Origin of the sequence: Streptomyces sp. NPDC051364 (assembly GCF_040682115.1) — a bacterium.
Lineage (GTDB): Bacteria > Actinomycetota > Actinomycetes > Streptomycetales > Streptomycetaceae > Streptomyces.
Window position 1 is genome coordinate 277,084 of record NZ_JBFBAH010000004.1, and the last position, 22,203, is coordinate 299,286.

Genomic DNA, 22,203 nt, shown 5'->3' on the forward strand with positions numbered 1-22,203 from the left:
GACTGGTGATACGTGATCAAGAAGAGACGGATGTGACGACGAAGGAGCAGGGTGTGAGCCCTCCGGACGGCGCGGCTGAGGACGACGGCACGCGCCCAGACCCGCGTCCCGGGAAGCTCCCCGACGAGCTCCCCGGCCGGGCCGCACCCGAACCCGGGACAGGAGCCGCACCCGAACCCGGTCCCCGGGCCCGGGCCAGCTCCGGAGCCGGGGCCGAAGCCGGAGCCGGAGCCGGGGACCAGCCCGACGCGGCCGGCTCCGAGGGGCCGCACGGGCGCGCCTCCGCGTCCGCCGACCAGGTCGAGGTCGACGAGCCGCTGCTCGCCGCCCGCGTCCACCGGCCGTCCGACCTCGTACGCCTCCTCGTCGGCATCCTCGGCATCGCCGTCGTCCTCGGCATCGCCGCCTTCGCGCACCGCACAACCGCCGGCCTCGAGGCCGACATCTCCCAGGGCACCGGCGCCGCACCCGATCTGCTGATCAAGGTCGCCGGGCTGGTGTCCAGCATCGCCGTGCTGCTCGTACCCGTCGCCTTCGCCATCGAGCGGCTGATCAAGCGCGACGGGCTGCGCATCGCCGACGGCGTGCTCGCCGCCGTCCTCGCGCACGGCGTGACCCTGGCCACCGACCTGTGGGTCTCCCAGGCAGCCTCCGACACCATTCAGGACGCCCTCACCCGTCCCACCAGCGCCGGCGGCCCCATCACCGACCCGGTGCACGGCTACCTCGCGCCCGTCATCGCGTACATGACCGCCGTCGGCATGACCCGCAGGCCGCGCTGGCGGGTCGCGCTGTGGGTGGTGCTGCTGCTCGACGCCTTCGCGATGCTGGTGAGCGGGTACACCACCCCGTTCTCGATCATCCTGACCGTGCTGATCGGCTGGAGCGTCGCGTACGGGACCTTGTACGCCGTCGGCTCGCCGAACGTCCGCCCCACCGGGCAGACCCTCCTCGCCGGCCTGCGCCGGGTCGGCTTCAAGCCGGTCAGCGCCATGCGCGCGGAGCTCCCGGACGGCGCCGACCCCTCGGAGGTCAGCGACCGGGGCCGCCGGTACCACGTCACGCTGGAGGACGGCCCGCCGCTCGACGTCACCGTCGTCGACCGCGAGCAGCAGGCCCACGGGTTCTTCTACCGGGTCTGGCGCCGGCTCACCCTGCGCGGCATCACGACGCGGCGCAGCCTCCAGTCGCTGCGCCAGGCGCTGGAGCAGGAGGCGCTGCTCGCGTACGCGGCCATCGCGGCCGGGGCGAACGCGCCGAAGCTGATCGCCACCTCCGAGCTCGGCCCGGACGCCGTGATGCTCGTGTACGAGCACCTGGACGGCCGGCCCCTCGACGCGCTCGCCGACGAGGAGATCACCGACGAACTGACCCGCAGCACGTGGCAGCAGGTACGGGCCCTCCAGTCGCGGCGGATCGCGCACCGGCGGCTCACCGGCGACGCGCTCGTGGTGGATCGTTCCGGCAATCTCGTCCTCACCGACCTGCGCGGCGGCGAGATCGCGGCCGGCGACCTGGTGCTCCGGATGGACATCGCACAGCTGCTGACCACGCTCGGCCTGCGGATCGGCGCGGAGCGCGCGGTGGCCTCGGCGGTGTCGGTGCTCGGCCCGGACGCGGTGGCGGACTGCCTGCCGCTGCTCCAGCCGATCGCGCTGAGCCGCTCCACCCGGGCGACGCTGCGCAGGCTGGCCCGGGAGCGGGCCGACCGGCAGCGCGAGGCCGTACTGGAGTCCTCTCGGGCGGCGAAGGCTGCGCGCGAGGCGGCTGCGGAGGAAGCGAAGCCGGACAAGGCAGGCAAGCCGGGCGGCAAGGCCGGAGCCAAGCCGACGGCGACCACGGCCGCGGAGAAGAAGGCCGAGAAGAAGGCGCTGGACGACGCGCTCGACGGGGCCCGCGAGGAGGACCTGCTGAGCCAGATCCGCCAGCAGGTGCTGCTGATCCGCCCGCAGGCGCCGGTGGAGCCTGCCCGGCTGGAGCGGATCCGGCCACGCACGCTGGTGTCGTTCATCGCGGGTGCGTTCGGTGCGTACTTCCTGCTCACGCAGCTGGCGCACGTGGACTTCGCGACGATCGTCGGCGAGGCGCAGTGGGGCTGGGTGGGGGCCGCGCTGGCCTTCTCGGCGCTGACCTACTTCGCGGCGGCGATGAGCCTGCTGGGCTTCGTACCGGAGCGGGTGCCGTTCCTGCGGACGGTGGTCGCGCAGGTGGCGGGGTCCTTCGTGAAGCTGGTGGCGCCGGCGGCGGTCGGCGGTGTCGCGCTGAACACGCGGTTCCTGCAGCGGGCAGGGATCCGGCCGGGGCTGGCGGTGGCGAGCGTGGGTGCCTCGCAGCTGTTCGGGCTGGCGAGCCACGTCCTGCTGCTGTTGGCCTTCGGCTACCTGACGGGCACCGAGAAGACCCCTGAGATGACCCCGTCCCGGACGGTCATCGCGGGTCTGCTCACGGTGGCGGTGCTGGTGCTGGTGGTGACGGCGGTGCCGTTCCTGCGGAAGTTCGTGGCGACGCGGGTGCGGGCGCTGTTCGCGGGTGTCGTGCCGCGCATGCTGGACGTGCTCCAGCGGCCGCAGAAGCTCATGACGGGCATCGGCGGCATGCTGCTGCTGACCGGCTGCTTCGTGATGTGCCTGGACGCGTCGATCCGGGCGTTCGGGGGCGGCCAGGCCATCAGCTACGCGAGCATCGCGGTGGTCTTCCTTGCGGGCAACGCACTGGGCTCGGCGGCGCCGACGCCGGGCGGTATCGGCGCCGTGGAGACGACGCTGACGCTGGGCCTGATCGCGGCCGGGCTGGACAAGGAGGTCGCCATCTCGGCGGTGCTGCTGTTCCGCCTGATGACGTTCTGGCTGCCGGTGCTGCCGGGGTGGATTTCGTTCAACTACCTGACCCGCAAGGAAGCCATTTAGCTCCACGGGGGTCGGGGGTGCCGGGCCGCGGCGAAGGCTCCGTCGCGCGGCCCCGGCTGCGCCGCACTTCCGGGGCTCTGCCCGAACCCCGCGCCTCGAACGCCGGCGGGGCCGGAGTCCGCCCGGTGTCCAAGGGCCGGGGTCCGGGCAGAGCCCGGGGAAACGGTGAAAGGGCGGGGCGGGGAGGAAGCACCGCGCAGCGGCAGCCGTCATCGGCTGAACGCCGCCACCAGCGTGGCCAGGAGCGCCGCCGAGGCGGCTGCCGATCGCGCCCACCGCCGGGGGTTTCAGGCCGCGGCCGGGAAGGGTGGCCGCACGGGCCAGGTGGGCCGTGAAGGGGATCGCCGGCCAGGGCGACAGTCAGGCGGCCACCACCAGGGCCGCCGCGTGGTACGCCACCGAACCCCGTCGGTACGCCCGCGAGTTCCGCTCCCGGATCATCGTCTTCACGTACGGCACCGTGCCCGCGAAGTACAGCAGGCAGTAGGCGTGGCGGCCTGCATCTCCACGGCCCGCACGGCAGCCCGCGAAACCCTCTCCCGCCCCTGACGCCGTCTCAATATGTGCGCCGGTCAAGGCGCAAAGTTGGATCCCTCTCGAACACCCCCCAGGATTGCGTTCGATTGCAAACGGTGTGGGGGGTGTCGGAATGGGGTTCGACGAGGAGTGGGGCCGACTCCGGACGGAGGCCGCGGGGCGAGCGCACGAACCCGTCGCCGATCCCTTCGAGTCGGCCCGCGCAGCGGTACTGGAACGGCTGGCGGACTTCCGCAGCCGGGCGGTGCTCGTTCCGCTGGACGAGCAGGGCGGCGTGTGGACGGCCGAACTCGGCGGCCTGGACTGGATCTGCGCGTTCTCCGACGAGGAGGCGCTGTCCCGGTTCGCCGTGGCGCGGGACGATGCCTCGCGGGAATGGACGTACCGGCGCGTCACCGGAGCCCTGCTGCTCGATGAGATCATCCCGGCGCTGGACTTCCCGTGCGGGGTGGCCCTGAACGCGGCCGGCCCCGACGGCGCGGTTTTCCCGCCCATGCGCGGAATCGTTCCTGCCACGGCAGCGCTCGACGGGGAGGCTGCCGCGTGAGCGGAGATCAGCCGGATCTGGACGTCTCGAAGCAGGCGTTGGACCAGATCGCGAAGGGCATCACGGACACGCTGTCCGAGCTGGAGGAACTCGGCATGGTCGGCACGGCCGGCATGGGCCGCGGTTTCTCGCACCTCGGCCTCTCCGGCATGCAGACGGGCCACGACGGCCTGGCCTCCACCCTCAGGACGTTCTGCCAACGCTGGGAGTGGGGTGTGCGGTCCCTGGTCCAGCAGGGGAACGCGTTCGCGGCGAACGTGGGCCTGTCGGCAGGCCTCGTCCACGAGCAGGAGCAGAACATCCAGGGCAGTTTCAAGGTCGCCGTGAACGCGGCCTGGGGCAACCCGTACGCCTCCGAGGACGACATCACCGGGAAGGGCTGGGGCGATGTCGTCTCGGACAACCCCTTCACGCAGATCCGCGACGCCGACTACAGCCGCGAGTCCTTCGACCGCTCCTCGGGGAACATCAAAGAGGCCTGGAAGGGTGCGGCCCACGACGTGAACAGCTCCGACATGCTCCTGAGCAACCAGGTCATCGACGCGGCCGGACTGCGCGGCGAAGTGGACGACACGGTCGAGGACGTGCTCGGCCCGGCACCGGAAGGACACGGCCGATGACGGACTGGGGACGGCTCGTCGACAGGGGCCTGGACTCCGCCAGAGAGTTCACCGGACATGTCGTCGACAAGGCTTCCGAGGGACTCGGCAGAGCCCTCGACACGGCCGGCGCGCACGACTTGGCGGACAAGGTCGAGGACTTCGGCGACGACGTCGCCTCGAAACTCGGAGTATCCGTACGCGAGCAGGAACTCGGCCAGACCGAGCAGCCCAACGAACTGGTGCACGGCTCACCGTCCGCGATCCGCGAAACCGTCAAGCACTTCCAGGACTTCCAGGCCGCCTTCGACCGGGTCGGCCAGGGCATGCGCGCCCTGGACTCGGGCCACTGGAAGGGCGCGGCGGCCGACGCCTTCCGCGCCAAGTTCGCGATGCACCCGACGGAATGGCTGCACGCGGCCGACGCCTGCGAGGCGGCCGCCGGTGCACTCCTGCGCTACATGGAGACGCTGGAGTGGGCCCAGCGCCAGGCCCAGGCGGCGATCGACGCCTACAAGGCCGCCGAGAAGGCGTCGAAGGACTCGGAGGACGCACACAGGACGAAAACCGAGGCGTACAAGGCAGACCTTGCAGCGGGCCGCGACGCCGGACCGGAACCGGTCCCCGGCGCCGACCCGGGCAAGGCGGGCCGCCAGGAGGCAAAGGACCACCTCAACGAGGCCCGCCGCCAGCGCGACGAAGCCGCTTCGGCAGCCGAGCGGGCGCTCACTGCAGCCCTGGAACATGCCCCGGCCGTACCGTCGGCGATGAAGCAGCTCCTGGCCGAGTTCGCCGACTACGAAGGCGCCCAGGCAGTGGAGTTCGGCCACTTCTTCGGCGGAGTCGTCAAGGGCACGGCCGGCCTCCTCAACTTCGGCCGCGGCCTCAACCCCGCGGACCCCTACAACCTCACCCACCCCGCCGAATACGAGGAGCACGTCAACACGACCTTGGCGGGCCTCGTCTCCACGGCCTCCCACCCCGAGCGCATTCCCGGTCCCATGCTCGACAGCTTCCTGGAAGACCCGAGCGAGTTCCTGGGCCGACTCGTACCCGAACTCTTCGGCACCAAGGGCACGGTCGGCGCCGCCCGCACCAGTGTCCGCCTCGCTGAGGAAGGAGCGGAGACCGCAGCCAGGAAGGAGGCGACGCGGGCAGCGCAGCAGGCCGAGCAGGAAGCCGCGGCGCGCGCCAAGAAGGAGGACCTGACCTGCCGTGAGGACCCCGTCGACATGGCGACGGGCCGGATGATCCTCCCGCAGACGGACCTCGTGCTCCCCGGCTCACTGCCTCTGGTGTTCAGCCGTACCTTCGAATCCTCGTACCGCTCGGGCCGGTGGTTCGGCCCGACCTGGGCCAGTACGGTCGACCAGCGTCTGGAGATCGACGAGGAAGGCGTCATCCTCGTCCGCGAGGACGGCAGCCTGCTCGCCTACCCGGTCCCCGAGCCCGGGATCGCCGTCCTGCCCTCTCACGGCCAGCGCTGGCCGCTCACCCTCGACGCCGACGGCGCGTACACGGTGACCGACCCCGAGTCCGGGCACGTCCGCCACTTCGCGGAGAACGGCGCCCTCCTGCAGGTCGACGACCGCAACGGCGCCTGGATCGCCTTCTCGTACGACGAGTCCGGCGCCCCGAGCGGCATCTCCCACAGCGGCGGCCACCAGCTGCGCCTGACGTCGTCGGACGGCCGAATAACCGGCCTGGCCCTGGCCGACGGCACCCAGGTCCTCCGCTACGGCTACACGGACGGCCACCTCACCGACGTCACGAACTCCTCCGGCCGCCCCCTGCACTTCGGCTACGACGAACTGGGCCGGATCACCTCCTGGACCGACACCAACGACCGCCATTTCGACTACGTCTACGACGAGCAGCACCGCTGCGTCGCCCAGTCCGGCACCAACGGCCACCTCAACGTCCGCTTCACGTACGAGCCGGGCCGCACCACACTGATCGACTCCCTGGGTCACCGGACCCGGTTCCTGGTCAACGACCGCGCCCAGATCACGGCGGAAATCGACCCCGCGGGCGCAACCACCCACTTCACCCACGACGCGTACAACCGCCTGCTCTCCCGCACGGACGGGCTCGGCCACACCACCCGCTTCGGCTACGACGAACAGGGCCGGCTCACCCGGGTGGTCCGCCCGGACGGCCGCGAGATCCACGCGGCGTACAACGCCCTGGGGCTGCCGGTCGAGGTCGTCCTTCCCGCCGGCCGGGTGACCCGGCAGACGTACGACGACCACGGCAACCGCACCTCCGTCACCGATCCGTCCGGCATCACGACCCGGTTCACGTACGACACCCGCGGCCACCTGTCCACGGTGACGGACGCCTCGGGCCATACGACGACGGTGCGCTGCGACGCGGCGGGCCAGGTGGTGTCCGCCACGGACCCGCTCGGCGCGACGACGACGTGCACCCGCGACGCCTTCGGGCGGCCGGTGGCCGTCACCGACCCACTGGGCCACACCACCCACTTCGCCTGGAGCGTCGAAGGCCGTCTGCTCCAGCGCGTGAATGCCGACGGCAGCACGGAATCGTGGACGTACGACGGTGAAGGAAACTGCCTGACCCACACGGACGCGGTGGGCGGGGTGACCGTCTCCGAGTACGGCGACTTCGACCTCCTCGTCGCCCGGACCGGCCCGGACGGCGCCCACTACTCCTTCGCGCACGACACGCAGCTCCGCCTCACCGGTGTCACCAACCCCCAGGGCCTCACCTGGGACTACGCCTACGACCCGGCCGGCCGCCTGGCCGCCGAGACGGACTTCGACGGCCGCACCCTCACGTACAGCTACGACGGCTCCGGCCGCCTCAGCGCACGCACCAACGCGGTGGGCGAGACCACGACGTACCAGCACAACGTGCTCGGCCAAGTGCTCCGCAAGGACGCCGCCGGTCTGGTCACGACGTACGCGTACGACGTCTTCGACGCCCTCTCGAGTGCGGTGTCCCCGGACGCAACGGTCACCTGGCTGCGCGACGAGGCGGCCCGGCTGCTCTCGGAGACGGTCGACGGCCGCACCCTCACGTACGGCTACGACACCCTGGGCCGACGCACGAGCCGCACCACCCCCACGGGGGCCGAGTCCTCGTGGGCGTACGACGCGACAGGGAGGCGCTCGACGCTGACCACCGCGGGTCGCACGTTGAGCTTCGACCGGGACGCGGCAGGCCAGGAGCTGACCCGCACGCTGAACCCGTCGCTCTCCCTCACCCACGAGTACGACGACCTGGGCCGCCGTACCGCGCAGTCGGTCATCGGCGAGGACGGGCGTACCCTCCAGCGCCGCGGCTACAGCTACCGGGCGGACGGCTACCTCACCGGCATCGACGACTCGCTGACCGGCCCCCGCACCTTCACCCTCGACACGGCGGCGCGCGTCACGGCGGTGGATGCCGCGTCCTGGTCGGAGCGGTACGCCTACGACGAGGCCGGAAACCAGACGAGCGCCTCCTGGCCGACCCGCCACCCGGGCTCGGAGGCCCAGGGCGAGCGCACGTACGCGGGCACCCGCATCACCCACGCGGGCTCGATCCGGTACGAGCACGACGCGTTGGGCCGCGTCGTCCTCCGGCAGAAGACCCGCCTGTCCCGCAAGCCGGACACGTGGCGCTACGAATGGAACGCGGAAGACCAGCTCACGGCAGTCATCACCCCGGACGGCACCCTGTGGCGGTACACGTACGACGCCCTGGGCCGCCGCACGGGCAAACAGCGCCTGTCGGAGACGGGCGCGGTCGTCGAGGAAACGCTCTTCACCTGGGACGGCACCACCCTCTGCGAACAGACCACCAGCGGCGTCACCGTCACCTGGACCCACCAGGGCCTGCACCCCCTCACCCAGACCGAACGCATCGACCAGGACGACGTCGACGACCGCTTCTTCGCAATCGTCACCGACCTGGTCGGCACCCCGACCCAGCTCCTCGCCGAAGACGGCACGGCGGCGTGGCGCACCCGCAGCACCCTGTGGGGCACCACAACCTGGAACCGCGACGCGACGGCCTACACCCCGCTCCGCTTCCCGGGCCAGTACTACGACCCGGAGTCCGGCCTCCACCACAACTACTTCCGCACGTACGACCCCGAAACGGCCCGCTACCTCTCACCCGACCCCCTGGGGCTCACACCCGCCCCCAACCCCGCCGTCTACGTCGACAACCCGTTCACATCTTCTGACCCACTGGGTCTCACACCATGTGAAGCCGCCCAAAAGATTGCGGAGGCGAAAAAGGAGACCCTCCTAGGGAAGACTGTTCCAACATGGGGGGAGGCAAGCGTCGGCTGGACCGACAGCTTCAACTACAAAAAAACCTTTTTCGAGGAGCACCCTGGCCTGAAAGACAAGGTCGTCGTCCATCATGCAATTGAACAGCAGACCTTGAAGCGCTACCCCGGACTCTTCAGCCCTGAAGAAATCCACTCCCTCGAAAATCTTCGCGGCATACCGAAGGGCGACATAAACAGCCGCATCCATCTCAGTCAAATCAGAATCTCCTGGAACGAATTCTACAACCAGCACCCGAATCCAACTCGCCAGGAAGTACTCGACCACGTCGGCGTGGTTGACGACATGCTTGGCCACTGGTTCAGTCCGAGAATTCGATAGAGTAACCACAAGGCATTCAACATACAGGACGGATAAAATATCGTGTGGCGAGAACTCGTCGCTGAATACGAGGGATCAGAAGCAGCACCACCAGTCGATCTCTCTCGACTGGCCAGCCTCGAGGAAGCACTCGGCCAGCCCCTCCCCGACGCATTGCGAGAGCTTCTCGCAGAGGCCAATGGGATTACGGACGAATATGGCACCGATGTGATCTGGGGGGTCGACCAGATCATCGAAGTGAATATGGCATTCCGCAGCGAACCCTCGTACCGGAATCTATACATGCCTTTCGATCCACTCATGTTCTTCGGTGAGAGCGGCGGTGGGGACCAGTTCGCCTTTGTCCGCACCCCAAGCCGTAGCGAGGTGTTTGTGTGGGACCACGAAACCGACAGCCGCCTGTGGATCTCTCCCAGCCTGGAATCTTTCTTGCGTAACGCGCTCACGCATACCGGGCAAGACTGGTACCGCTGACAAGACAGGCCGGCAATACCTTCGGCTCCGGCTCCGGCTCCGGCTCCGGCTCCGGCTCCGGCTCCGGCTCCGGCTCCGGCAGCGACCCGATACCACGAGTGGCGAGCCGACCCGAATGGGTCAGCGCGGGGGCGAGGGGTCCGAGGGGAACGCAGGATGGGGGCATGGGTCGAAACGTGGTGCGGGGTGCCGTTGCCGTGGTGGCTGCCCTTGGGCTGGCCGGGGTCAGTGGGTGTTCCGACAGTGGTGAGGGCAAGCCCGAGGCCGGCGGGACCAAGGGGGCCGCGCCGCTCAAGTGGGGGGAGTGCGAGGCGCCCACCGTCGCCCAAGGTGGCGGGCAGGCTCCGCCCAAGGACTGGGAGTGCGCCACGCTCCACGTGCCCCTCGACTACGCTAAGCCCGAGGGAGAAACGATTCCGCTCGCACTGATCCGGGCCAAGGCGCGGGACAAGGGCAAGCGGCTCGGGTCGCTCGTGTTCAACTTCGGCGGGCCCGGGGGGTCCGGGATCAGTACGCTGCCCGGCGCCGCCAAGGAGTACGAGGCCCTCCGCTCGCGGTACGACCTCGTGAGCTTCGACCCGCGCGGCGTCGGCCGCAGCGCCCCCGTCCGGTGCGAGGACGACAAGCAGCTCGATGCCTATTACTCCCAGGACTCGAGTCCCGAGACAGCGGCCGAGGAGAAGGCCTTCGTCGGCAACATCGACAAGTACCAGCAGGCCTGCAAGGACAACTCCGGCCACCTGCTGCCGTACGTCGGCACCGAGAACGCCGCCCGCGACCTCGACCGGATCCGCCAGGCCCTCGGCGACGACAAGCTGAACTACTTCGGGATCTCGTACGGCACCGAGCTCGGCGGGGTCTACGCCCACCTCTTCCCGAAGAACGTCGGCCGGGCCGTCTTCGACGCCGTCGTGGACCCGACGAACACCTCCGAGGAGGGGGCACTGGGCCAGGCCAAGGGGTTCCAGCTGGCCCTCGGCAACTTCGCGCAGGACTGCGTGAACCGCGGCGACGAGTGCCGGCTCCAGGGCAGCACCGCCAAGGAGATCGAGGACAACATCATCAAGTTGCAGAAGAGCCTGGCCGACAAGCCCATCCCCGGCATCGGCGGCCGGATGCTCACCGACTCCGCCGCGACCAACGGCATCGCGCAGGCCCTGTACTCCAAGGAGCTGTGGCCGCTGCTGGAGCAGGGGCTGGACGAGGCCGACGGCGGGCAGGGCCAGCTGCTGATGGCGCTGTCCGACTCGCTCAACGGCCGTGACCAGCAGGGGCACTACAGCAACATCGGCGCCGCCAACACGGCGATCAACTGCGCCGATTTCAAGGACCGGTTCACTCTCGCGCAGACGAAGGCGAAGCTGCCCGGCTTCCGTGCCGCGTCCCCCGTCTTCGGGGACTTCCTCGGCTGGGCCCTGATGAGCTGCACCGACTGGCCGGTCCCCGGCGCATGGGAGACCCCGGACGTCTCCGCCCCCGGATCGGCGCCCATCCTGGTGATCGGCAACACCGGGGACCCGGCCACCCCGTACGTGGGCGCCCGCAAGATGGTGGAGCGGCTCGGCCCCGGCGTCGGCGTGGAGCTGACGTACAAGGGCGAGGGGCACGGCGCGTACAACAGCGGCGACAAGTGCGTGCAGCAGGCGGTGAACTCCTACCTGCTGGACGGGAAGGTGCCGGCCGCCGACACGGTCTGCACCCCTTCGCAGAACCCGTCGGGGACGCCCGTGGCACCGGAGCCCCCGCCGCAGGGTGCCTGAAGCATTCGGGGCGCCTGAAGCATGTGGGGCGCCTGACACCCGGAGGGGCCGTTCCGCAGCTGCGCGGAACGGCCCCTCCGGGACGTGACTAGTAGACCGGCTTCTCGGGCTCGATCTGGTGGACCCAGCCGATCACGCCGCCGCCGACGTGGACCGCGTCCGCGAAGCCCGCGGACTTCAGGACGGCGAGGACTTCCGCACTGCGGACACCCGTCTTGCAGTGCAAGACGATGCGCTTGTCCTGCGGGAGGTCCTGGAGGGCGGTGCCCATCAGGAACTCGCCCTTGGGGATCAGCTTCGCGCCGGGGATCGAGACGATCTCGTACTCGTTGATCTCACGGACGTCGATGATCTCGATCGGCTCGTCGTTGTCGATCCACTCCTTGAGCTGCTTCGGAGTGATCGTGGAGCCGAGCGCCGCCTCCTGCGCCTCCTCCGACACGACGCCGCAGAAGGCCTCGTAGTCGATGAGCTCGGTGACCGTGGCGTTCGGACCGCACACCGCGCAGTCGGGGTCCTTGCGGACCTTGACCTGGCGGTACTGCATCTCCAGGGCGTCGTAGATCATCAGGCGGCCGACTAGCGGTTCGCCGACGCCGGTGAGGACCTTGATGGCCTCCGTCACCTGGATGGACCCGATGGACGCGCAGAGCACGCCCAGCACGCCGCCCTCGGCGCAGCTCGGGACCATGCCCGGCGGCGGGGGCTCCGGGTAGAGGCAGCGGTAGCACGGCCCGTGCTCGGACCAGAAGACCGAGGCCTGGCCGTCGAAGCGGTAGATCGAGCCCCACACGTACGGCTTGTTCAGCAGTACGCACGCGTCGTTGACGAGGTAGCGCGTGGCGAAGTTGTCCGTGCCGTCGACGATGAGGTCGTACTGGCTGAAGATCTCCATCACGTTCTCGGCCTCGAGCCGCTCTTCGTGAAGGACCACGTTGACGTACGGGTTGATGCCCAGCACGCTGTCGCGGGCGGACTCGGCCTTCGAGCGGCCGATGTCCGACTGGCTGTGGATGATCTGGCGCTGCAGGTTCGACTCGTCGACCTCGTCGAACTCCACGATGCCCAGCGTGCCCACACCGGCCGCGGCCAGGTACATGAGGGCGGGGGAGCCGAGGCCGCCCGCGCCCACGGCCAGCACCTTGGCGTTCTTCAGGCGCTTCTGGCCATCCATCCCGACATCCGGGATGATCAGGTGGCGGGAGTACCGACGGACCTCGTCAACGGTGAGCTCAGCAGCTGGCTCGACCAGGGGTGGCAGCGACACGGGGACTCCGTAGATGGGAAAGTCTGAACGGTGGTTCTCCCCGTAACACTGCCACGCCCTTCTTCATTCCGAGACACCCGGTCCGATCCGCGAGACGATTTCGTCCCAGTACGCGGGCATCGAGGCCCACGGATCCCTCCCGGCGGCGCCTGGCCGGTCGGTGAACCAGATCGTGCCGGCGCCCTGCCAGCGGGCGATCCGGACGGCCTCCTCCAGATGCGCCCGCGACACCCCGTGGACCAAGTGGCAGAAGCGCTCGGGCGGGTACTCGGCGGTCCACTCCGCCACCTGCGACCAGCGGTAGTCGGCCCAGGCCCCGGAGAAGGTGACCAGTTGGTCGGCGGCCTCCGCATAGCCCTCGTACGGGTGCGTGCCGTGTCCCAGCACGATACGGAGGCCGTCGCCGAGGCCGCGCAGGGTGTCGGCGACCCGGCGCACCTCGGCCAGTTCGGCCTCGTCCGCCGGGGCGTCGGCCAGGTAGAAGCCGCCCACCCGGTACCAGTCGAGGAAGCGGTGGGCGTCGGAGACGAGCTCACCGAACGACCGCGCACCGTCTCGCATCGCGAGATGGCCGAGCACGGTCCCGCCGGCCTCCCTGAGCTTGGCCGCGGCCTCCGTGCAGTGGGGGTCGGGCCGGCCTCCCGGCCCGTCCGTGACATTGAGCACCGTCCAGTGCAGCGGGGTCCCGGGCCGGGTCAGCTCGGCCCATTCGACGGGGGCGAGCAGCGGGTGGGCGTAGCCGGGGACGCCGAGGCCGAGGCGGCCCGCCTCGGTCGCGGCGGCCGCCGTGGCTGCCGTCGTCAGATGCGGCACGCCGCCTCCATCCAGATGTCCGCGAGGGATTCCTCCAGGTTGATCCGGGGCCGCCAGCCGAGCCGGTCCCGGGCCGTGCGCACGTCGGCTTGCTGCCAGGCGCCGCAGCCGTCGGGGTACGGGTACGCGGGCGCCGCGCCGCCGGCGGCGAGCTGCTCGGCCGTCGCCTCGGAGCGCGGGGAGCCGATGGCGGCGAGCCCGGGCGAGCGGCCCTGAGGCCCGAGCCCGAGCCCGTGGCCGCCGCCGTGCCCGGCCCCGTGCCCGGCCCCGGCCCCGTGTCCGGGTCCATGCCCCTGCCCGTGCTGCCCCTGCTGCGGTACGTCGAGCTCGTGCAGGGCGCCGCCGTACCCGGCGACCCGGGCCAGTACCGCCGCCGCGTCGCGCAGCCGGACCGCACGCCCGGTGCCGATGTTGACGACGCCCTGGGCGGCGGAGAGCGAGGCGGCGTGCACGGCTCGCGCCACGTCCCGTACGTCCACGAAGTCGCGCTGGACGCCGAGCCCGCTGAGCTTGAGCTCGCCGTCGCCGTTCTGCATCGCGCGGCGCATGGCCTCGGCGAGCCGGCCGAGCGGGGATCCGGCCGGGGTGCCGGGTCCGACGGGCGAGAAGATCCGCAGGACGACCGCGTCCAGCCCCGAGCCGAGCACGAGCTCGGTGGCGGCGAGCTTGCTGACGCCGTACGGTCCGCCCGGTCTCGGCACGGCGTCCTCGGCCGTGGACGATCCGGGCTGGCTGGGACCGTACTCGGCGGCGCAGCCGAGCTGGACGAGGCGGGCCCCGCAGCCGCTGCGGCGCAGCGATTCGCAGATGGTGGCCACGGCGACGGTGTTGTGCCGGGTCAGTTCCCGGGCCCCGCCGCGGGTGGCGCCGGCGCAGTTGATGACGACGCCCGGGTGGACGGCGTCGAGGAACCGGGTGAGGGCGCCGGGGCTGCCGGTGGCGAGGTCGAAGCGGACGTCCGCATCGTCGCCCCGGCCGAGCGCGGTGAGCTGGACGGCGGGGTCGGCGAGCAGCCGGTCGGCGACGTAGCGGCCGAGGTATCCGTTGGCTCCGATCAGCAGCACCCTCATCGCGCGGCCCCTCGGTTGGTTGGCTGGCCGGTCATCCTGTGTCTCCTTGGTCGATGGGCAGGGGGTCGGGGGTCGGGGTCTGGGTTCGGGATCCGGTGGGGGGTACGGCGCTTCGGCGTCGGCTCCGAAGAGCGGCGGAGCGGCGCAGCGGCGGCGGGACGGGAGGGAGCCGGCTCAGGGCCGGGCGTGCGCGGATGCGCGGGACAGCACGAGGACGGCGTGTACGAGGAGCCCTGCCGCGGCGGCGGGCACCGCCAGCGGAATCGGGAGCAGGGCGAGGGCCAGGGCTGCGGTGACGGGCCCGCGCGGGGCGCCGTGCGCGAGCAGCAGCCGGGTCAGGAAGAGCAGCACGGCGAGTGGTACGGCGACGGCGGCCGGTGTCCCGGCGAGCGCGGCCGCCCCCGCGGCGGTCGCGGCGAAGGCCAGGGCGGCCGCGACCAGCAGCGGCCGGGCCCGGTCGGCGAAGTCCTCCAGGGCGCGGCTGCCGACGAGCCGGCTCCGGGCGCGGGCGGCGTACACGGCGCCGACCAGGTGGCCGGGGGCGGCGGCCAGTGCGAGGCCGGCTCCGAGAGGGGTGCCGTGCCGCAGCACGGCCCAGCCGACGACGGCCGCGGCGAGCAGGAGCGCGGCGTACGGGAACCGGCCCGCGGCGGCCCGCCCGGTCCGCCCGGGCCTGCCGGGCCACACCAGGGCGGCGACGGTGGCGAGTACGGCGACGGGCCCGGCGTACGGCACCCCGGCGGCGGCCGCCCCGAGCGCGAGGGCCCCGGGGAGCAGGGCGTACCCGAAGCCGCGTAACGCCCGGGCGTCGGACGGGCGGACGGCGCGGGGCGCGGCCGGCTCGTCCCCGCGCGGGGTGCGGGCGTAGAGCTCCTCGGCGAGCGAGAACACGTCCCGGTGCCGGAAGCGCGCGGCGGTGCGGTCGGTGATGCCCTGCACCTCCAGCCCGGCAGCGATCTCCAGCGGGTCCACGGCCCGCTCGCACAGCGCCCGGTGCCGGTGCAGCAGCGTCTTGACGGGATCCCCGCCGGCCCTGCGGCGGGGGGCCGGGGCGACGGGGGCGGCTTCGTCCAGGGTCATACCGTCGCCTCCGTGGTCGTGGTCGTGGTCGTGGTGGTGGTCGGGGTCTGGGCCGGAACCGGAACCGGCCCGGCCGCCGAACCCGCACCCGCACCCGCACCCGCACCCGGCGCGCCCGTCCCGGCCGCCGGGGCCCGGTCCGCAGCCGCGGCCGGTGCCGCCCAGGTGGGGCTCGTCCAGTGGCCCGGGACCCGGGCCTCGGGGGGCTGCTCGAAGAGGATCCCGCCGTCGGGCCGGGCCGGGCCGCGGGCCAGCAGCCGCAGGTAGATCTCCCGGAAGGCGGCCACGTTCTGCTCGACGGTGAACAGCTCCAGGGCCCGGGCCCGGGCGGCCGCTCCCAACCGCAGGGCCCGCTCGGGGTCCCGCAGCAGCGACAGACAGGCGTCGGCCAGGGCCCGCGGGTTGCGCGGCGGGACGACGAGGCCGGTGCCGCCGATCACCTCGCACACGGCGCCGACGTCGGTGGACACGGTGGCCCGGCCGCAGAGCATCGCTTCGGCGAGGGTGATCGGGAAGCCCTCGATCACCGAGGACAGCACGACCACCCTTCCGGAGCCGTACGCGTCGGCCGGCGAGGGGGCCTCGGGCCCGCCGATCTCCTCGAAGGTGACGGGGTTCTCCCCGGCCGTGACGGCGTCGGCGGCCTCGTCGGGGAAGAGCTGCGCGGCGAGCGAGCGGCAGTCGGCGAGGTAGCCGGGGACCACGGCGGTCGCGAAGATCCGCAGCCGGGTGTCCGGGGCGGCCCTGCGTACTTCGGCGAAGGCGTGGAGCAGCGCGATCAGGTCCTTGGCGGGCTCCATCCGGCCGACCCAGACCAGGGTGTCCGGGTCCCCGCAGTCCGGGTCCTCGCCGACGGTGGCGAATCGGTCCGCCTCCATCCCGGGGTAGACCGTCTGCAGCCGGTCGCGGGTGGCGCCGCAGCGCTCCTGCCAGCGCCGGGCGTGCGCGTTGCCGGGGGTGAGGAGGTCGGCCCGGGCGTAGATCTCGGCGGCCAGGCGCATGTGGAAGGCCGCGAGCAGGGCCCGGACGGCGGGCCGGGGGGCACCTCGGCCCGCTCCCGGGCCGCCGGGCCCGGAGGCGGCGTCCGCCGAGTGCTCCAGATAGTGGGCCCGCAGCTGGACCCCGTACTCGGTGACCAGCAGCGGGACTCCGAAGAAGCGTTTGGCCAGCAGGCCGGGGAGCGCGGCCACCCCGCCGGCGGCCGCGTGGCAGACGTCGACCTCGCGCAGGTCCTCGTACCAGTCGAGGGACAACGGCCGCAGCAGCCGCTCCAGTTCGTCGACGAAGTCCAGCAGGTCGGCCACCTGGGCGCGCTGTACGGAGCGCAGCGCCCCGGGGGCCCGGCAGGCGGACTCCACCGCGCGCACCGCGGTCTCGGAGCGCAGGGCCGCGTACAACCCGCCCTGTTCCCGGGCGAGTTCGGCGAGTCCGTACAGGCCGGACGCAAACGGTTCGGGCTCGCCCGCGCAGATCCCGCGGACGAGGTCCTTGAAGCACTCGGCGAAGCGCCGGCGCTCACGCCGGGAGTACGTGCGGCCGTCGTCCGCCGGGGCCCAGAGCGGGGCGGTCCAGACGCGGGTGACGTGCTCGGGCAGGACGACCCGGCCGCGCTCCTCCTGCTCGGCGCTGCGGCTCAGCGCGTAGAGCTCGAACTCGTGCTGCGGCAGCCCGCGGACCAGCCGGTCGCACCACAGCCTCGCCTCTCCCGTCGCATACGGATAACCACCTTCCGTGAGCAGTCCGATCCGCACGAGTGGCACCCCCGATCTCCCGTTCAGGCGGTCGCCGTCGGTCCGGTGACCCGCCGCGGGAAACTCAAGCGGATATGCCGATGACGCGACGGACGGTTGTCCGTCGCGCCACCGGAAGGGGTGAAGAGTCGTAACTTTCGCCTGCGGGCCGCGTTCGAGCGCGCTACAAAGGGCCTACGGCCCTCGGGCCTCTCGTGGCCTCTCCCGCTCCGCGGGGAGCCCCCGGCCCGGGCCCGCCACGGCGGCGGCGCGCCGCAGGGGAGCGTCAATTCCCGGGGAACACCCAGGGGTTGGGCTTGCACTGGATGCCGCCGATGTCGAGCGACTTCGTCTGCTGCTGCATGATCGGCGCGAGCGAGCCCGGGGTCTGGCAGTTCACGTGCCCGTGCCCGAGCCGGTGGCCGACCTCGTGGTTGATGAGCATCTGCCGGTACGCGAACATCTGGTCCGCGCCGTACGTCGGCGAGCCCTGCGCCCAGCGGAACGCGTTGATCATGACCCGCTCGGTGGACGCGGAGTCACAGCTGACGTTGTCGACGGTGGTGTCCAGATCGGACTTCGCGCACCACACGCCGGTGGTGCCGGGGCTGGCCAGCGTGATGACGAAGTCGGCCTCGCCGCCCGGCACCCGCTCGAAGGTCTTCGTCCCGCCGTGGCCCCAGCTGCGGTCGTCGTTGAGGGTGCGGTGGACGGCCTCGGCGAACAGCTGCGCGTCCAGGCCGAGCCCCTGCTCGACGTCGACCCGGTAGCGGACCTTCTTGCCCTTGCCGGGCGCCGGAGCCACCCCGGGGACGGTGTCGAAGGTCCCGGGTCCCTTCAGCTTCTCGTCGATGGGGAACTGCTGGGCCATCTTCTGCTCGTACGACAGCTCCACCGCGGGTGCGGCCGGCGCGGCGGGAGCGGCGGGGGTCGCCCGGCCGTCGGAGCGGGAGGCCGGGGACCTGCCGGGCTCGGCGCGCTTGTCGGTGTCGCCGGCGGCCCGGGCGGTGGGCGAGGAGCCGCTGTCGCCGTCGGAGGCCATCTGTACGGCCACGACGACGGCGAGCACGGTGGTGACGGCTGCGGCGGCCATCCCGGTGTACGCACGGACCTTCCGCCCGCGACCGGACCCGGGCTGTTCCTCGGCCGGATCGGCGGGATCGGCGGGATCGGCGGGATCGGCCGGTGCTGCGGGAGCGACGGGTCCGGCAGGGGCGGCGGGCGCCACGGGCGGCGCCGCTGCGGCCGCGGGCATCGGCGCACGCGGTCCGGGCACCAGGCCGTGCGAGCCGGTGGAGGTGAGGGCGTCGGCCGGGGGCTGCGGGAGGGTCACCTGCGGGAAGCCGACCGCCGGGGTGCCGAAGGCCGGCGTATCGCTGTCCATGACGGCGGCGGCCGAACGCCGCGCCCGCGGTACGCCGCGCCAGTCCCCGTAGACCGCGTCGGGCCCCACGCCCCAGGCGCCGCCGGGCTCGCGCTGCTCGGGGTGGCCGCCGCGCGGTTCCTCGTACGGGAGCTGCTCCTCGTACGGGAAGTGCTCCTGGTGGCCCGGGTACTCCCGGTACTCCTGGTACGGAGCCTGCTCCTGGTACGGAGGGTGGTACTCCGTATACGGCACGTGCTCGGCGTACGGCGGCTGCTCCCCGTACGCCACCTGCTCCCCGTACGGGAACTCCGCTGCGGGTTCCGCCGCCGGTGTCGGGCGGACAGGGGCGGGGGCCGGAGCGGGCCCCTTGCGACTATGTCGTCCCACGGTCCTCAGCCTCTGCCGTCTTCGGTATCTCGGTCGGTGTCGTGCAGCAGCTCCCGGAAGGCGTTCGCCACCACCTCGGGGTACTCCATCATCGCCACGTGCCCGGCCTCGGGCAGGCTCAGCAACCGCGAACCCCGGAAGGACGCCGCCGCCTTCTGCGCCATACGGTACGAGACCAGCTGGTCCCGGCCACCGTAGACCAGCAGGGTCGGGGCGAGTACCCGCTGCGCCTGGCGCCACAGCCCGTGCTGCCCGCCGAGGGTGTACGCGTCGACGATGCCGCGCGAGGAGCGGGTCATCGCGTCCCAGAAGTACGGCAGTTCCATCCGCCGCTCCATCTCTGCGACGGCGTGCCCGAAGCCCTCCGGCGTCACCCGGGAGGGGTCCCCGTAACAGAGGTCGGTCACCCCGCGGGTGCGTTCCTCGGCGGTCAGCCCGCGGGTCAGCCGGCCGAACAGGGAAGCCATCCCGGGTACGGCGAGCAGGGCGGTCGGCACGGCCGACTTCTGCACCCGCAGCTCGGGCAGCGCGGGCGAGATCAGCGTGAGCGTGCGCACCAGGTCGGGGCGGACGGCCGCGACCCGGGTGGAGACGGCGCCGCCGAGGGAGTTGCCGAAGAGGTGCACGGGGCCGCGGTCGGCGGCGTCGAGGTGCCGGATGACCGCGCGGGCCAGCGCCGTGACCGAGTAGTCCCGGTCGGCGGGCGGCGGGGACCAGCCGAAGCCGGGCAGGTCGAGGGCCTCGCCGTCGACGGTGTCCTCCAGCTGCACCATGAGGTCCGACCAGTTCGTCGACGAACCGCCGAGTCCGTGGACGAACAGCGCGGGGGGCAGACCCGTACGCCGCGGGGGCCGGGACCGGACGGCGAGCTCCAGTCCGGGCAGCACGGCGGTGCGCAGTTGCTCCCCCTCGGCGACGTGGACGGCTCCCACCTGGGAGGACGGCTCGGATGTGGATCGCACACCCGGCAGCTCGGTCGAAGACATGCGGCCAATGTTACGAGACGATCACGTCCGGACTCTTGTGTTCGGCATCACAGATGTATGGGGATCCGCGTAGCGGGGTATCCGCGATCCTCCTAGGCTCATAGGTAGGGCAGGCCCAGGGGGGTGAGGGAAGAAGGGGAGCCACATGACCGTCGACCCCGCAGAGCCGGATACCTTCCAGGACCGATTCCGGGAAACCCTCGACGCCGAGGCACCCGAGGCCGATACGGCGGAACAGCTGGCCGAGTTGCAGCCCGACGACGACGACCGGGTCACCGGGGTGGACCGCGACGAGGCTGCGGACGGGGACGCCGTCGAGCAGGCGCGGGTGGTGACCCTGGACGAGGACGACTACCGCTGACTCCCCCTGGGCCTGGCGGCCCGGGAGGGTACCCCCAGCTCAAAGCTACCGCGCGGTACCCCTGCCGAGTACCGCTGACCAGCGTCTCCGGGCGGTCCGTACAGCGAGAAAACTCGGCTTCGACCCTCCAGATTCGGTTACCGAAAAGTACGATGGCGGCGCGGCGCAGAGCGCACTGTGTGTTCTTAGAGAAAGTGGGAGGCGGCGTGACAGCCATCGAGCAGACGGAGGCAGCGCGTCCCCGGGGCACGCGACTGCCGCGCCGAGCCCGACGCAATCAGCTCTTGGGCGCGGCCCAGGAGGTCTTCGTCGCGCAGGGCTACCACGCGGCGGCGATGGACGACATCGCCGAGCGTGCCGGAGTCAGCAAGCCGGTGCTGTACCAGCACTTCCCGGGCAAGCTCGACCTCTACCTGGCGCTGCTGGACCAGCACTGCGAGGCCCTGCTGCTCGCCGTGCGCACGGCGCTCGCGTCGACGACGGACAACAAGCTGCGCGTGGCCGCGACCATGGACGCCTACTTCGCGTACGTGGAGGACGAGGGCGGCGCGTTCCGGCTGGTCTTCGAGTCCGACCTGACCAACGAGCCGGCGGTGCGCGAGCGCGTCGACCGCGTCTCGCTGCAGTGCGCCGAGGCCATCTCCGACGTGATCGCCGAGGACACCGGCCTGTCCAAGGACGAGTCGATGCTGCTCGCCGTGGGCCTGGGCGGCGTCTCGCAGGTCGTGGCCCGGTACTGGCTCTCCAGCGAGAGCCCGGTCGCCCGTGACACGGCGGTGGGGCTGCTGACCTCGCTGGCCTGGCGCGGTATCGCCGGCTTCCCGCTGCACGGCACGGAGGGCGCGCAGGAACAGGCCTGACCGGCCGCTGTTCGCTGCGAGCGTGTCCGGAGCGCCGCATCCGCGTCCCCTCTCCGGGCTAATGTGGACCGGTACGGCGCGGCTGATCGCGCACAACCGACCATCGGAGGGACAAAGCCGTGGAGGTCAAGATCGGCGTGCAGCACGCACCCCGGGAGATCGTGCTGGAGAGCGACTTGAGCGCCGAGGAGCTGGAGCGCATCGTCACGGCCGCGCTGACCGGTTCGGAGCCGCTGCTGAGCCTCACCGACAACAAGGGCCGCAAGGTCCTGGTGCCGGCCGACCGCCTGTCGTACGTCGACCTGGGCGAGCCGAACGTGCGCAAGGTCGGTTTCGGCGCGCTCTGAAGCAGCGCGACCCGCGTTCGAGAACTGGGTGGAACGGCCCGGTGGTTGATTCCACCGGGCCGTTTCCCTTTCTTCCGCTTCGGGTAGGACCGCAGTGAACCGGTTTGCCCCTGACCTGCGGGAGGCCCACATGCTGCTGATGGAAGCGCTCGGCTCTGCCCTCCTGGGCCTCGCCCTGGCCGGAGTGGCCGTACGGGTGCTCGCACAGCGGCTGCCGTCCCCGAGATTGGTGCTGGTCAGCGGGCTGCTGGGGGCGCTGTTCGGGGCTTATCTCACGCAGTTCGCGCTCGGCCCGGGGCACAACACGCTGACCGCGACCCTGGTCGGCTCGGTGCTGGTCTCCGCGGTGGTGCTGTCGCTGCTGCTGCGTCCCGGCGCGGGGCCCCGGCGCTCGTCCCACCGGACTCCGTTTTCGCTCCCGTCGCAGGGCTGACCGGTCCTCGGACTCCTCCGGCTCGTCCGACTCCTCCGGCTCCTCCGACTGACCA

The 22,203-nt window shown here is 71.8% G+C and carries 18 protein-coding genes; 11 read left to right on the forward strand and 7 right to left on the reverse strand.

Annotated elements, in window-relative coordinates; all coding sequences use genetic code 11:
* Positions 1-5 precede the first annotated feature (5 nt).
* The 7 genes from AB0M76_RS10945 (at position 6) to AB0M76_RS10975 (ending at position 11,448) form a co-directional block, all read left to right on the forward strand.
* The gene (locus AB0M76_RS10945) at positions 6-2,906 is read left to right on the forward strand and encodes a flippase-like domain-containing protein (protein ID WP_365952555.1); all 2,901 of its coding nucleotides are present in this window, start codon (positions 6-8) and stop codon (positions 2,904-2,906) included.
* A 331-nt stretch (positions 2,907-3,237) separates the two neighbouring features.
* The gene (locus AB0M76_RS10950; RefSeq protein ID WP_365952556.1) at positions 3,238-3,393 is read left to right on the forward strand and encodes a hypothetical protein; all 156 of its coding nucleotides are present in this window, start codon (positions 3,238-3,240) and stop codon (positions 3,391-3,393) included.
* Positions 3,394-3,555: 162 nt separating this feature from the next.
* Positions 3,556-3,990, forward strand: a complete 435-nt coding sequence (locus tag AB0M76_RS10955; RefSeq protein WP_365952557.1) for an SseB family protein — start codon at positions 3,556-3,558, stop codon at positions 3,988-3,990.
* Entirely contained in the window at positions 3,987-4,610 is a 624-nt protein-coding gene (locus AB0M76_RS10960) for a hypothetical protein (protein WP_365952558.1), read from the forward strand. The genes AB0M76_RS10955 and AB0M76_RS10960 overlap by 4 nt, the downstream gene beginning before the upstream one ends.
* Entirely contained in the window at positions 4,607-9,214 is a 4,608-nt protein-coding gene (locus AB0M76_RS10965) for a putative T7SS-secreted protein (RefSeq protein WP_365952559.1), read from the forward strand. Before AB0M76_RS10960 ends, AB0M76_RS10965 begins: the two co-directional genes overlap by 4 nt.
* A 42-nt stretch (positions 9,215-9,256) precedes the next feature.
* A complete protein-coding gene (locus AB0M76_RS10970) occupies positions 9,257-9,688 on the forward strand; it encodes an SMI1/KNR4 family protein (RefSeq protein ID WP_365952560.1) in 432 nt (143 codons plus the stop codon).
* A gap of 164 nt (positions 9,689-9,852) precedes the next feature.
* A complete protein-coding gene (locus tag AB0M76_RS10975) occupies positions 9,853-11,448 on the forward strand; it encodes an alpha/beta hydrolase (RefSeq protein ID WP_365952561.1) in 1,596 nt (531 codons plus the stop codon).
* Between the two features lie 88 nt (positions 11,449-11,536).
* Here the strand turns inward: AB0M76_RS10975 and moeZ are convergent, their stop codons facing one another.
* The 7 genes from moeZ to AB0M76_RS11010 all read right to left on the reverse strand — a co-directional run bounded on the left by moeZ (position 11,537) and on the right by AB0M76_RS11010 (position 20,147).
* A complete protein-coding gene (gene moeZ / locus AB0M76_RS10980) occupies positions 11,537-12,715 on the reverse strand; it encodes an adenylyltransferase/sulfurtransferase MoeZ (protein ID WP_030291201.1) in 1,179 nt (392 codons plus the stop codon).
* 63 nt (positions 12,716-12,778) lie between these two features.
* A complete protein-coding gene (locus AB0M76_RS10985) occupies positions 12,779-13,528 on the reverse strand; it encodes a spherulation-specific family 4 protein (RefSeq protein WP_365952562.1) in 750 nt (249 codons plus the stop codon).
* The gene (locus AB0M76_RS10990; protein WP_365952563.1) at positions 13,516-14,598 is read right to left on the reverse strand and encodes an NAD-dependent epimerase/dehydratase family protein; all 1,083 of its coding nucleotides are present in this window, start codon (positions 14,596-14,598) and stop codon (positions 13,516-13,518) included. The genes AB0M76_RS10985 and AB0M76_RS10990 overlap by 13 nt, the downstream gene beginning before the upstream one ends.
* A gap of 174 nt (positions 14,599-14,772) precedes the next feature.
* Positions 14,773-15,678 (reverse strand): hypothetical protein, encoded by a 906-nt coding sequence (locus tag AB0M76_RS10995; RefSeq protein WP_365952564.1) that lies wholly within the window; start codon positions 15,676-15,678, stop codon positions 14,773-14,775.
* On the reverse strand, positions 15,675-17,429 hold the full coding sequence (locus AB0M76_RS11000; RefSeq protein ID WP_365952565.1) for a DUF3492 domain-containing protein: 1,755 nt from the start codon (positions 17,427-17,429) through the stop codon (positions 15,675-15,677). Before AB0M76_RS11000 ends, AB0M76_RS10995 begins: the two co-directional genes overlap by 4 nt.
* A 265-nt stretch (positions 17,430-17,694) precedes the next feature.
* On the reverse strand, positions 17,695-19,161 hold the full coding sequence (locus tag AB0M76_RS11005; protein WP_365952566.1) for a DUF3152 domain-containing protein: 1,467 nt from the start codon (positions 19,159-19,161) through the stop codon (positions 17,695-17,697).
* A 5-nt stretch (positions 19,162-19,166) separates the two neighbouring features.
* On the reverse strand, positions 19,167-20,147 hold the full coding sequence (locus tag AB0M76_RS11010; protein ID WP_365952567.1) for an alpha/beta hydrolase: 981 nt from the start codon (positions 20,145-20,147) through the stop codon (positions 19,167-19,169).
* Positions 20,148-20,292: 145 nt separating this feature from the next.
* On the opposite strand from AB0M76_RS11010, the gene AB0M76_RS11015 reads away from it, so the two are divergent.
* The 4 genes from AB0M76_RS11015 to AB0M76_RS11030 all read left to right on the forward strand — a co-directional run bounded on the left by AB0M76_RS11015 (position 20,293) and on the right by AB0M76_RS11030 (position 22,148).
* Entirely contained in the window at positions 20,293-20,508 is a 216-nt protein-coding gene (locus AB0M76_RS11015; RefSeq protein WP_365952568.1) for a hypothetical protein, read from the forward strand.
* 206 nt (positions 20,509-20,714) lie between these two features.
* Positions 20,715-21,368, forward strand: coding sequence for a TetR/AcrR family transcriptional regulator (locus AB0M76_RS11020; protein ID WP_365952569.1), 654 nt, complete (start codon positions 20,715-20,717; stop codon positions 21,366-21,368).
* Between the two features lie 119 nt (positions 21,369-21,487).
* Positions 21,488-21,715: a DUF3107 domain-containing protein gene (locus AB0M76_RS11025; protein ID WP_365952570.1), complete on the forward strand. Its 228-nt coding sequence runs from the start codon at positions 21,488-21,490 to the stop codon at positions 21,713-21,715.
* Between the two features lie 130 nt (positions 21,716-21,845).
* Complete coding sequence (locus tag AB0M76_RS11030) at positions 21,846-22,148, forward strand: hypothetical protein (protein WP_365952571.1); 303 nt, start codon at positions 21,846-21,848, stop codon at positions 22,146-22,148.
* Positions 22,149-22,203: the final 55 nt, after the last annotated feature.